Here is a 13051-nt window from a genome sequence, read left to right as displayed (position 1 = left end):
CGGTCGGACTCACATATTCCAAACTATTTCATTCGCTTGGTCCTACCCTCCAACCTCTCGCCTCACCCACCATATGATTGACATATAACCCATTTTATGATACAATTAAAGCAGGTCTGAGAGTTGGGTTTTCCAACATACAGACACCGAACATTTCCATACACGGAACACAGGAGGTAAAGATGAAGAAACGGAACACACACTTGCTGTTGCTCATGCTTATCACTCCGCTTTTCGGCGGATGCGCTAAGATGGGCTGCGGACTGGTATGCGAGACAAAGGGAGCAGTAGGAGTTATTGCAGACACAGCCAAAAAGGCTGCCATCTGCGTGATTCCCCTTTCAAACCCCAATGTCTGCTACGACCAAATGATTCATGGCACGACAAGGAAGGGCTGGCTTGCGAAACTCTCGACTCGGATTTTACACTTGGAGAAAATGCCTCTCGGCGAATGGGAAGTGGTGGAAGTTCGTGGACCGAGTAAGCCGTATTGCCGAGACACAGAGAAAGACCATCAAGTCCTTCGCTTGAAGTTTGCGGCCGCGAGGTTGGTTACTGAGGGTGAATGTAGATATGGCAGACAGGCTGAAACCTCGCTCCATGTCTACAAAATGGTGAATGTCGAACACTACGGCCAAGTGGTTTGGTACACCAACGATTATGACCTGGAGGAAGGTCAAGTGGTTAAGGAGAATAGGAACCACTTCATCAATCTCAACAGGAAACCGTGGTAAAGTTCTTTTTGCAGGGGCGCTATGAGCGCCCCTATCTTTTTGCAATAAGGTCGCAGAGTGTGGAGGCGAAAATATCTTACCCCGTGAATAGGTCCAAATATTTTTTCAAGACAAATCTACGATTGCGTAAGTGTTTGCTTGTTTCTTTTAGAATTCCCATTTCAGACAATTTCTCATATATTCTATATTGCAAAAAACAGCGATTTTTTGCAATAAGGGGTTTGAAATTGCAAAAAACAGCGATTTTTTGCAATAAGGGATTTGAAATTGCAAGTTTTTGCAATATAGATACGCCAAATCCAGAAATTTCAGAGTGTTTGGGGCGAATGGGATAGATGGGTTGGGATGTGTAGATTTGACCTTGCCGAGCACTAAAGTATGTGATACCATAAAAGTGGTCGGATGTCTTATTGTAAGACTAGTCATCCTCTGAGCGTAAGATGATACCAAGTAATTCGACTTGGGCTGACCTCAAAAAAAGATCTCTTATTTCTTTGAGGTCTTTTTTTGTTGACCCCATTTTTTGTGAGCAGGGTCTGGCACTTTTATAATGCCAAATCCATTAATTACACCCTTTTTGTTGGTATACAAACAATCTTCTATTTTTTCAAGATATTCATATACTTCCAACTCTTTCTTATCGGATTCCCACTGATCTCCATTAGAAACAAATTGCCTAAATACATTATAGGCAACAGTATCAGCAATCTGCAAAAAGTTGGAATTGAAAGACTTTTCAAAACGAACCTCAGAATGCGAATAACGAACAAAAAATGGTGATGTGTTTATTTTCTGTTTAGAAACATCAATTATTATCCCGTGCTTTCCTTTCTTTGATTTAATATCACTCTCCATTTGGTCAAACACAACGATTATGTCTTCAACAGGATATATACCCAGCCTATCAAAAATAACTTGTGTAAGTAGTGCAATTGGTTGTGTATCTCTCTTTGCATAATAGCGCTTGTCTAACACAAAAGCTTGGGCTATGAAATTTTTTGATGAAAATAAACTATACCAGAATTTATCTACAAATTCCCTTAATTTTTCTTCTGTGATGCCGTACTTTAATAAGTAGTGTTTGTGTCGCTTTTTTGGTACACGCAACCACTCCGACTTGATTTCAACGTTTTTAGTGCCAAAATACTCTTCTTTCTTTGTATTTATAAGAGGGTTCAATTCTTTCAACTTTTCTGCTGAAATATGGATACCAGCAAATACAAAATAGTTGCGTCTCCAGTAATTTAAATTTTGTTCACTTCTATTGGGCGGATTTTTCAAAAATTCCTTTGAATAGGGGTTATCCCATATAAGCGAACCACTATCATCAATAAAGAAAAAGGTTTTATTCATGGTGGTGATTATATCATGTGAGGCGGCGGAGCCACCGAGCGATATTAAAAAGAGAAATATTTGGGGTAAAAAGATTAGACAAAAATAATAATCCCCCGTGAAGGGGATTATTCTCGGATCTTTAACCCTCCCAATAATGAGAGATGCTTGTATTATACACAAAATACTAAAAAAGTGTCAATGCTTGAGAAAATGGGAGTTGAAAAAGGGTCGCGAGGTTTGGGGCGAGTGATAGGTTGAAGGGTGTGGGGGCGAGCGAACGGAGTGAGCGAGGGCGAGGCGGCTCTGCCGCCGAGCGTTAATAAATTGGGGCAAAACAAAACACCCGCGGGAGCGGGTGTTTTGTTTTTACAAGGTTTGGACCCTTGTGTTGGAATTAAGTGTTAACTTAGTTCTGAGATAGAGAATCTTGTTCAAGTTCTGCATCTCCTCCAAGCAATCGCTCACCTTCAAACCAATCGGCGTCAGATGTGTCAACATTGCTTGATTCTGAGTGAGGCGACCAAACTATGTTTCCCGAAACACTACCTGCTACTACAGAACCAGTGGTTGGGTCACCGGAATCACCTTGTAGGAATGTAGTAATGCTTGTGTTATCTGGTATTGCGTCAATTCCACTTAATCTAAGTGCAAAATAGACTGTTTCACCAGCATTAATCTTCAATGGCTCAACAAAGGTTATTGCTTTGTTATTACCGAATGTGAAGCTGGAGATACCAGCACTAACAGTACCATCGGTGCGAGAGCTGGCACCAGAACCTAAGCTAATAGGGTTTGACCTACCAGTAGAACTATCGTAAGCATACAACCTCAAAGAAGCACTGCTCATTAATGTAACACCAGTAGAACCTCTTACATCAAACGTCAATTTGTTTAATGATATTGGACCTTCATTGTCTGCTTGAACTGTGAATTCATAAATCCACTCTGTTGAACTATCAAGTCTTCCAGATACATCTCTTTGTGTGAATGTTGGAACTGATCGGTGTGTGTAAATCTTTCCGACAGATTCACCATCGGTTATTCCACTAATACCTGCGCCACCGAGTCTCTCTTCACCACTTGCCACAATGACATTTGCATCGGTCTCTCTAGGAGCAGCTGGAGATCCAACCATAGTTGTATCCCAGTCAACTGTGACCTCAACAGAATCTGCTGGTCTACCTGTTCCAGACGATTCATCACTTATACCCTTGAGATTAACATAAACATCTAATACCTTTGTTTGATCATCGTCAATTTCAATATTAGGTTTAAGTTCTACTTCTTGAGAAGTGTCTGTGTCTGAAATAGTCCTAGTTGTTAGCCTATTTGCAGATACATCTTCTTTATCTTTCTCAACAAAATAGATGTCTGAGACCACATCACTTACATTAGCCGTGCCAGTAGTAACTGTGAGATAGACTGATTCAAGAACAATGTTTTCATCGTCTGCCTCAAATTCAATTGAGCCAACCCTTACTCTCTCACCATCATCACCAACAGGAACAATTCTAGTAGTACCATCTTGAATATCAACTTCTAGTGTACCTGAACCAGCTATTGTCAATGTTGGACCATTTCCTGATGCAAAGGCAAGTGTTCTTGTCCTTCTGCTTGCACCGAGTGTTTCGTAAGTTACTTGTCCGTTTGCTGTGGCTGCAATTCTGTAAGTGTCAGCACTGACAGCATCATTGTCAATATCACAGATAACTGATATGAGCTCAACAGTGTCTTCCTCTACTTCGTAATCTCTGTCAAAGTTGAATTGGACAGTATCAGAGTCACTACCACTTGGACTGTGATCATTTCTGCTTACTTCATCATCATCTTCATCAAACAACGCACAATTGTCAAATATACCGACATTGTCAGTATCTCTACCAGATGCGTCAATTGTGTTCTCAAATGTAAGATCAATATCTCTTACACGAATGTTATTGTTTGAGTCGGATGCATCAAAGCGAATTCTCGCTACTTCAACATTGTTTGAACCTTTAACGATTGTTCTAGCCGAAAGGTTGAAGAAAGAAACCGCGAATTCACCTGCATTTGCAGTAACTCTATCAAGCTCAAGTGTTCCTGGGGCAGATGATGTACCGCCGAGAAAGTCGTGGGCACCATATCTGTCGCCAGTTGTTACACCGCGAAGACGACCGAAGCCGGTAATTGTGAATTGAACCCTATCGCCTTCTTTGAAGTACTCGTTTAGAGTTCCGCGAATTTCAAACTCGTGTTCTCCTTCTTCAAGATCTTCTCTTAGGTCAAACTCTTCACCAGTGACAGTCTGTGCATTTGAATCTACTGAATCAAATTCAATATCATCAGAATCTGCAACACGACGGTCGTCATACCAAAGAGTTAGATCTTCAATAACACGATTATCGTCATTGTCAGCAGCACTTGTGAGCGCAACGCTGAACTGAATGTCTTGGAAGTCAATAGGTTCGCCATCAACCTCAAGCTCAAAACGACCGAGAAGTGCATCGTTATCTTCAATTATTGGCCTTCTGTCATCTCCTCTTAAGCTAAGGTCGTCAGAACCACCACTACCACCGCTTATGGTGATTGTATCACCAGCAACAATTGGCGATCTTGTAAGATCTACACCAGATCCTCCATCACTCAATGGAACACCGTAGCCGTATTTTCGGCTTGTAGCGTAGATGTCTGTGTTTTCATAGACCTCAAATCTAATATTTCGGTCGTTACCATTCTCAATGTCTGCGAGAACTTCAACACGAACCTCGTCATTGTCGTCAATGAGAAGTCCTCCGTCAATGGTTACTGTGTATCGGTCTTCAGTGATTACTGGAGTGTAATCCTCGTCATCAATTCTAACCGTTACATCAATGTCATTTGAGTTCGCTGAACCTGACTGCTCAAAGGTAAGTGAGTGTAGGCGAATGTCGTCTCTGTTTGATCCATCTGGAGAAAGATCAAGAGAAAGTGCGGTAACTTCATCACCTATCTCATGTTCTCCCGAATCACCTGAGTTTTCTGAAACATCAAGTGTAGGAAGCTCAATTGTGTCGTTCAGGGTGTGTGATGCACCTCTGATTGGTAATCTTCCGTCAACATCTGCGTCTGTGACTATGTCAATGACTTCAAATGCTGCGATTTCACCTCCGATATTGTCATTACCAGTAGGTGTGGTGATATTTGCTGCGACGACAAATGTTCTTGTCTCGCCACGGCGAATATCTAATCGTCCTCCAACAGTTGCTTCTGAACGGGAGTTTAATCTCCTGTCATTTCCAATTTGGAGTCCGTCTTCGTCAAGAAGGACGAGGCCGTTAAAGCTGTCGTCATCTGACAATCCAACTCTTCGGACTTTAACACCATTTATGCGCACACTTCCGGATCTTGGCGCTGTTAGTGAGAAGACAGTGAAAGGAACACGAAGTGCGCCTTGGACTGCTATACCGTTTGTTGGGTGGTTACCCTCGGTAACCCTTACAGAGTCAGCTGATGGAGTGACACTTTCGGTGTCTATGCTCCTTCTACTACCACTTCTTTCAACTGTTGTTGAGCAAAGTGAGTTTGCGTGATCTCTGGTTCTTGTGTAGAAGCCTCCAGTTCCTTGTGTGAGCCCTATAGGTGTCAATACGCTGCTTGCGTATTTTTCCTGAAAACGAGTGACTGCACTTGTTAAGAGTGATCCGTAGAAAGTGGTTTCACTTCCTGCTGAACCAACTCCTGTTGTTGCAACTCTCGTGTCGGGGTCATCATTTAAGAACTGTTGTAGTTTTCTTACATCTTCACCTACGGAACCAAAAGTTAGGTTGCGAGTCCAAGTGTTTGGACACACCGAAGAAGAAGACGCAACCGGACCTGAACCGCTCTGACCAAGCTGACCTTGCAAACTTTGAATTTGCTTAAGAAGGTCTGCTATTTGTTTTTGAAGCTCTGCTTCACTTTGCGCGTGTGCGACTGGCGCAACCGCAAAAAGTGATGCAACGAGCACAAAAGAAAGAACAGCTCCTAAAACTATCCGCTTCATTTCTTTACTTGTTGTAATATTCATAATCGATTATGACTGTTACTTGTTAAGTTTTAAGATGTGAAATAAAAATTTATTTTTTTTGAAAATAAATTTTCAAAACACAACTACTAATCAAGTCTTCCTTAGTTTTATATTTAAAAAACATAACTCTAAGGATGGGAACGCAAACCCATAAAAAAATGAGTATGAGTACCCTTAGTGTTATTTTATAGCATATATAGTTCGGTTTGTCTTGTGGTTGTGGAAAATACCTTTATTTATTGACTATATACACAATATATCGCCATTTTCGTGTTATCATAATTTTTATAGTATATATGAGACGGTCAAGGAAAAATACCAATAAATCTGGTTCTGGGTTGGTGGGTTTTGTGTGTAGGTTTTGTGGTGGTTGTTGTAATTTGATTAAACAATCTATTAATTCTCTTTCTGATGCTGAGAGGGCGGTTATTAGTTCTATTGTTCTTACTCTTGTTTTAATTTTTTTGGTTTTGGCTGCGTTTGGTAGGGCGGGTCCTGTTGGTGAGTTTTCTTTTTCTTTTCTTGATAGTGCGTTTGGTAAGGGTTATTGGGTTTTGGTTTTTATAATTGCGTTTTTTATTTATGTTATTGCTAAGCAGGAGACTTCAAAGTTTTTTTCAGTTCGTTGTGTTGTTGGTGGTGTGGTTGCGTTTGTTTCTTTTATAGGTTTGCTTTCGCTTTTGGTTGGTCCTTTTGTTGGTGGTGTTGTTGGTGGTGGTATTGCAAACTTGTTGGTGTATTTGTTTGAACTTTATTTTGCGTTGCCTATTTTGTTGGTTGTTTTTATTACTGGTTTTATTGTTATGCTTTATCCTACGCTTGCTGCGTATGTTACTGATTGGAAGAATAAGAAGGAGAGGGCGGAGGATTTTAAGGTTATTGGTGGTGATGGTGATGAGGATGAGGATGAGGAAGATGGTGAGGAGTTGGGTGAGGGTGAGGAGGAGGATGTTGAGGGTGAGGGTGATGAGGAGGAAGGTGAGGATGAGGAGGATGATGTTGAGGAGGGTGATGAGGAGGGTGATGAGGAGGAAGAGGGTGCTGGTGATGGTGATGGTGGTGGTGGTGCGCCTGTGAGGACTCCTGTTTTGTCTGAGATTGAGGTTTCGGATGCGCCGTATAATTTCCCTCCTTTGTCTTTGCTTAAGACTGATAAGGGTGCTTCGTCTGGTGGTGATATTAAGGCGCAGGCGAATACTTTGGTGAGGACTTTTGATAATTTTGGTATTGATATTGATGTTGAGGAGGTTTCTGTGGGTCCGTCTATTACAAGGTTTGCGTTGAAGCCTGCTGAGGGGGTTCGTCTTTCAAAAATTTTGGCGTTGCAGAATAATTTGGAGCTGACTTTGGCGGCTCATCCTGTCCGTATTGAGGCGCCTATTCCTGGTAGGTCTTTGGTTGGTATTGAGGTGCCAAATACGAAGAAGGCGACTGTTGGGCTTGGTTCTATGATTGCTTCTGAGAAGTTTAAGGCGTTTGGTGATCCTTTGCCTATAGTTGTGGGTAAGGATATTGAGGGTGGGACTAAGATTGTTAGTGTGGCGAAGATGCCTCATATATTGGTGGCGGGGACTACTGGGTCTGGGAAGTCGGTTGTTATACATAATATATTGCTTTCTTTGTTGTATAGGCATTCGCCGAAGGAGCTTAGGTTTATTTTGGTTGATCCTAAGAGGGTTGAGCTTACTTTGTATGATGGTATTCCTCATTTGCTTACTGATGTTATTACTTCTCCTAAGAAGGCGGTTGCTTCTTTGATTTGGGCGACAAAGGAGATGGAGAGGAGGTATGATGTTTTGCAGAGTGCTAAGGCGAGGGATATTGCTTCTTATAATTCTTCTAAGAGGGGTAAGATTTTGCCGTATGTGGTTGTGGTGGTGGATGAGTTGGCGGATCTTATGCAGGCGTATCCGAGGGAGCTTGAGGGTGCTATTGTCCGTTTGGCGCAGATGAGTAGGGCGGTTGGGATACATATAATACTTTCTACGCAAAGGCCTTCTGTAAATGTTATAACTGGGTTGATAAAGGCTAATATTCCGTCAAGGATTGCGTTGCAGGTTTCTTCGCAGATAGATTCGCGGACTATTATTGATAGTGCTGGTGCTGAGAAGTTGTTGGGTGCTGGTGATTTGCTTTTTATATCTGGTGAGATGGCGAAGTCGGAGAGGTTGCAGGCGGCGTATGTGAGGGAGGCGGAGGTTAAGAGTGTTGTGAGTAATATAGTGAAGAATAATGATGCGGCTATAAGCGATATAATGGTTGCTGATGATGTTGAGGGTGGTGGTAGTGGTGGTGGTGGTGGTGGTGCTGGTCTTGGTGGTTTTGGTGATGGTGGGGGTGATGATGAGGATGATTTGTATAATGATGCGAGGGAGGTTGTTGTAAGTGCGGGAAAGGCTTCTACTTCTCTTTTGCAAAGGCGGCTTAAGGTTGGTTATTCGCGGGCTGCGAGGTTGATGGATATGTTGGAGGATAGGGGGGTTATAGGGCCTCAGCAGGGGTCAAAGCCGAGGGAGATTTTGGCTGATAAGGAGTAGGGGGTGGTCTTTCATTTCTCCCTATTTTTCGTAATATGGTGTAAAATAAGGCGATATGGAAATAGAGAGGCTTTATATTGATGAAAGTGGAAATTTAGGAAGGGGTGGCAGATATTTTGTATTTCCAGTTATTTATTTTTCTTCAAGAAGACATTATAAAAGCTGGAAAAATTTAGCAAAGAAGGTTATAAAGAATAATTCTACTTTAAAAACCTTGGGGGAGATAAAAGGATCTGATATGAATTATGCCCTGAAAAAGAGAATATTGAGTGAGATAGATAGTAAAGGAATAGATTTTAACATTTGGCTTGGCATTATTGATACTGCAGCACAATATTATAAAGAAAAATATATAAACTCAGATAGTATTAAAGAGTTGGCTTTTAACTATACCCTTAATAGATTATTCCAAGAAAAAATCACAAGAAAAATATCAACAAAATCAGTTGAGGTTTGTATTGATAATAGAAACCTAAAAACTGGATCAAAATATTCGTTGGAGGAATATATTAATGTTGAATCAATACACAATGATAATCATTGTTGTGAAAGTATCTTAGTAAAATATAAAAATTCTAAGAAATGCTATGGCATTCAATTGGCAGACTTGATTGCTAATATAGTTTTTACAAAATATGAATACAATGGTTCTGTAGGACTTTATAAGAATTATATAAAACCAAAAATATTAGATGTTTGGGAATATCCAAGAAGAATTAGGTCCACTAAGTAAATACTTACAAACAAAAAAGACCCCTACGGATCTTTTTCTAAGCTGCTGTTGTTTCGGTGCCGAAAAAACGACACTTACCCGGCATAAGCTTGGGGCTCCACAACAGTCTGATGCCTACTAATATTTATATCATATGATATACAAAAAATCAATATATTTAAGGAGCTGGGATTGGGTGGTCTTTCATTTCTCCCTATTTTTCGTAATATGGTGTAAAATAACGCCTATATGGTAAGGACAAAAAGGAGGGCGGGTGGTATTCTGTTTTCGCTAATACTTGCGATTTTGATAGTGGCGTATTTGCTTTGGAATTCTCGTGTTTTTAGGGCGGGTCCTGTGATTAATGTTGAGAGTCCTGTGCGTGGAGCGGAGGTTGTTTCGCCTGTTGTTGTTGAGGGTGATGTTTCATTTACAAGTGAGATTCTGCTTAATGGGAGGGCGATTTTCATAACACCTGAGATGGAGTTTCGTGAAAGGATTGCCTTTCCTGTCGGTTATAATGTTATTAATCTTAAGGCGACTTCTCCAGATGGGAGGGTTAGGAATGAGGCGATTGAGATTATTGTTGTAGAATAGTAATAAATATAATAGAGTAAGGTATATGCTTAAAAAGAGTAAGAGTAAGGGTGGTAAAAAGAAAAGTGTCGGTGTTGGTGGTGGCGTGTCTAAAAAAAATATTTCTGATACTATAGATGAAATAAAAACAAAGTTTGGTGAGGATGCGATAATGACTTTGTCTGAGAGACCGAAGTTGGATATAGAAGTTATTCCTACGGGGTCTATCGGTTTGAATGCTGTTTTGGGTGTTGGTGGTATTCCGAGAGGAAGGATAATTGAGATATATGGACCTGAGTCATCAGGAAAGACTACGCTTGCACTTCATACTATTGCGGAGGCGCAGAAGCAGGGTGGTGTTGCGGCGTTTGTTGATGCTGAGCATGCGCTTGATACAAAGTATTCAAAAAAGATTGGTGTTAATTTGGAGGAACTTTTGTTTACTCAACCAAGCACTGGTGAGGAGGCGCTTGATATAACTGATAGTTTGGTTAGGTCGGGTGGTGTTGATGTTATTGTTGTTGACTCTGTTGCGGCACTGACTCCGAAGGCTGAGATTGAGGGTGATATGGATAGTATGCAGATTGGTTTGCAGGCGAGGTTGATGGCGAAGGCGTTAAGGAAGTTGACTGCTATTGTTTCAAGGTCAAAGACGGTTATTATTTTCATAAACCAGATAAGGATGAATATAGGGTCAATGGGTTTTGGAAGTCCTGAAACAACGCCAGGTGGTAAGGCGTTAAAGTTCTTTTCTTCTGTCCGTTTGGATATACGCCGTATAGCACAGATTAAAAAGGGTGATGAGGTTATGGGTGGTCGTGTTCGTGTTAAGGTTGTAAAGAATAAGGTTGCACCTCCCCATCGTCTTGCTGAGTTTGATCTTTTGTATAACGAGGGTATAACAAAGGAGGGAGAGTTGCTTGCGCTTGGTGAGAAATACAAGATTATAACGAAGGGAAAGGTTGGTTCATATGCGTATGGTAAGAAAAAGCTTGGGAGGGGCTATGATGCTGCGAGAAAGTGTCTTAGTGAGGATAAAAAGTTGGCGGATGAGATAAGGAAGAAGGTTGAGGACAAGTTGGGTATGGTTGAGTGATTTTGTTTTTGCTGCCATTTCAGTCGTTTTAATTGCTGACTTCAATGCCCATTGATCTTGCTGTTCCTTCTACTATTTTTGATGCGGCTTCAATGTCTTTTGTGTTTAGGTCTTCCATTTTTTTCTCTGCTATCTTTTTCACTTGTTCTTTTGTTATCCTTCCTGCCTTTGTGACAAGGTTTTTTCCTGAGCCTTTGTCTTTTCCTATTTCTTTTAATAGCAATCGGGAGACGGGAGATATTTTTGTTATGAAGGTAAAGCTTCTGTCGTCATAAATGCTTAATACAACAGGGATAACCTCGCCCATTGATTCTTTGGTTGCTTCATTAAATTTCGTTATGAATTCCCCTATGTTTATTCCAAGGGGTCCCAGAACGGTTGCTGCTGGGGGTCCTGCGGTTGCTTTTCCCCCTTCAAGTTGAATTTTTACTTGTCTTATAACTTTTTTCATATTTATTTTATACTCGTCTTATCTGAAGAAAATCAAGTTCAATGCCGGTTTCTCTTCCAAACATAGGCACATATACTTTGACCTTTCCTTCTTCGTGATTCACACTTCCTATGCGGCCTTCAAGGTCTTTGAACGGTCCGTCAATAACAACTACCATATCACCTTCTGTAAAATCAGTTTCATACATTGGTGTTGTTTGTTCCATCCTTGAGAATATTTTTTTTGATTCTTCTTCAGAGAGTGGGACTGGGCTTGTTCCGACACCGACAAATCCTGTTACTCTTGGTGTGTTTCTCACGGTGTACCATGTTTCGTCATCAACTATCATGTTTACCAAAACATATCCTGGATAAATTTTTTCTGTTACTTCTGTTCGTTTTCCTCCTTTTATTTTTACACATTTTTCTGTTGGAACAATGACATCAAAAATACGGTTCTCCATGCCTAAGGTTACTACTCTTTGTTTTAGGTTGCGCATAACGGATTCTTCATAGCCCGAATATGTGTGAACTGCGTACCAGTTTTTTTCTCCTGTTGATGTTTGTTTACTCATATGATTGTGCGGATAATGTAATTTGTTCCGTAATCAAGAGATCCTAAAATAAAAGCAACGAGTAGGGTTATTATTACAACCAATATGGTAAGCTTGGTGGCGTCTTTTATGGGTAGCCACCTGACTTTTTTTGATTCTGCAATTACATTGCTTATGTATCTTATTAATCTCACGATTTACAAATTTTATTATAGGGTTTTATTATATATATAAAGACGGGCTGTGTAAAGTCAGCAAAATTTACTGAGATTTACTGATTAAAAAACTTTTCTGCAATGTTTTCAAGCCCATTAATTACCTCAGAGAGCCACCCGAGGTTGTCTGCTGTTTGGTAGCCCACATATGCTATTAAACCAAGTTCATCAAAAAATAGCAAAAATCCTAAGATTATAAGGACGAGTCCGCCTATTATTGAAACTGCCTTGAAAAACCAGTTTGGAATTTTTGGGGTTGTTGAGGCGCTTGCATATACCCAAGCAATAGCGAGAAAAGGTAGGGTGAAGCCAATGAGGAAGACGGTTAGCAACAAGAGTCCTTCAAGGAATGTGTCCCAAAGGCTTGTGAGTATCACTATGCTCCCTATTATTGGACCAAGACAGGGTGTCCAGCCGAGTGCCAAAAACGCGCCGAGTGAAAAGGATGTGGTTATTGAGTTATTGTTTGTGGGTTTGTTTATGCCGACAAAATGATATGTCTTTTTTAGAAATGATGGGTAGGCGCCGGCAAATATGATTAGTATGCCGAAGAAAATAATTATTATGCCTCCCAGTTTAATAAGTAATGATTGAAATGGTGCGAACAGAACTTGTATCGTAAAACCAGCGACAGACAATACGCCGAACAATAATAATATGATGATTGAAAAACCTACGAGAAAGGCGACTGCTTTTTTCATCATTTTTTGTTTTGTGTCGCCTTCTTGATATAGAATCGCAAGGTAACCGGGGATTAATGGGTATGTGCAAGGAAGTAGAAAAAGCGCGATGCCTGCTAAAAAGGCGCCGAACATTAGTGTTATTAAAGATGCCATGGT

At 40.7% G+C, this 13051-nt stretch carries 11 protein-coding genes; 5 read left to right on the top strand and 6 right to left on the bottom strand.

Annotated elements, in window-relative coordinates; all coding sequences use genetic code 11:
* Window positions 1-77: 77 nt before the first annotated feature.
* A complete protein-coding gene (locus OXU73_02655; GenBank protein ID MDD9868205.1) occupies window positions 78-734 on the top strand; it encodes a hypothetical protein in 657 nt (218 codons plus the stop codon).
* 486 nt (window positions 735-1220) lie between these two features.
* Here OXU73_02655 and OXU73_02650 read toward each other — a convergent pair whose 3' ends face one another.
* Both OXU73_02650 and OXU73_02645 read right to left on the bottom strand, forming a co-directional pair.
* Window positions 1221-2087 (bottom strand): DUF3800 domain-containing protein, encoded by an 867-nt coding sequence (locus tag OXU73_02650; protein MDD9868204.1) that lies wholly within the window; start codon window positions 2085-2087, stop codon window positions 1221-1223.
* 388 nt (window positions 2088-2475) lie between these two features.
* Window positions 2476-6093 (bottom strand): hypothetical protein, encoded by a 3618-nt coding sequence (locus OXU73_02645; protein MDD9868203.1) that lies wholly within the window; start codon window positions 6091-6093, stop codon window positions 2476-2478.
* A 296-nt stretch (window positions 6094-6389) separates the two neighbouring features.
* Between OXU73_02645 and OXU73_02640 the strand changes: the two genes are divergently transcribed.
* The 4 genes from OXU73_02640 to recA all read left to right on the top strand — a co-directional run bounded on the left by OXU73_02640 (window position 6390) and on the right by recA (window position 11014).
* On the top strand, window positions 6390-8630 hold the full coding sequence (locus OXU73_02640; GenBank protein MDD9868202.1) for a DNA translocase FtsK: 2241 nt from the start codon (window positions 6390-6392) through the stop codon (window positions 8628-8630).
* Between the two features lie 55 nt (window positions 8631-8685).
* On the top strand, window positions 8686-9363 hold the full coding sequence (locus tag OXU73_02635; protein ID MDD9868201.1) for a DUF3800 domain-containing protein: 678 nt from the start codon (window positions 8686-8688) through the stop codon (window positions 9361-9363).
* A gap of 228 nt (window positions 9364-9591) precedes the next feature.
* On the top strand, window positions 9592-9939 hold the full coding sequence (locus tag OXU73_02630) for a hypothetical protein (protein ID MDD9868200.1): 348 nt from the start codon (window positions 9592-9594) through the stop codon (window positions 9937-9939).
* A 25-nt stretch (window positions 9940-9964) separates the two neighbouring features.
* On the top strand, window positions 9965-11014 hold the full coding sequence (recA, locus tag OXU73_02625; GenBank protein ID MDD9868199.1) for a recombinase RecA: 1050 nt from the start codon (window positions 9965-9967) through the stop codon (window positions 11012-11014).
* A gap of 28 nt (window positions 11015-11042) precedes the next feature.
* On the opposite strand, the gene rplK is transcribed toward recA, so the two are convergent.
* The 4 genes from rplK to OXU73_02605 form a co-directional block, all read right to left on the bottom strand.
* Window positions 11043-11465, bottom strand: a complete 423-nt coding sequence (rplK, locus tag OXU73_02620) for a 50S ribosomal protein L11 (protein ID MDD9868198.1) — start codon at window positions 11463-11465, stop codon at window positions 11043-11045.
* Window positions 11466-11472: 7 nt separating this feature from the next.
* Window positions 11473-12018 (bottom strand): transcription termination/antitermination protein NusG, encoded by a 546-nt coding sequence (gene nusG / locus OXU73_02615; GenBank protein ID MDD9868197.1) that lies wholly within the window; start codon window positions 12016-12018, stop codon window positions 11473-11475.
* A complete protein-coding gene (gene secE, locus OXU73_02610; GenBank protein ID MDD9868196.1) occupies window positions 12015-12191 on the bottom strand; it encodes a preprotein translocase subunit SecE in 177 nt (58 codons plus the stop codon). The genes nusG and secE overlap by 4 nt, the downstream gene beginning before the upstream one ends.
* 77 nt (window positions 12192-12268) lie before the next feature.
* Window positions 12269-13048 (bottom strand): hypothetical protein, encoded by a 780-nt coding sequence (locus OXU73_02605; protein MDD9868195.1) that lies wholly within the window; start codon window positions 13046-13048, stop codon window positions 12269-12271.
* Between the last annotated feature and the right edge of the window lie 3 nt (window positions 13049-13051).

The sequence above is a fragment of the Candidatus Campbellbacteria bacterium genome, from assembly GCA_028817035.1.
Classification (GTDB): Bacteria; Patescibacteriota; Minisyncoccia; order Phycocordibacterales; family JABAAK01; genus JAPPQH01.
This window is presented reverse-complemented; position numbering and strand designations above follow the sequence as displayed.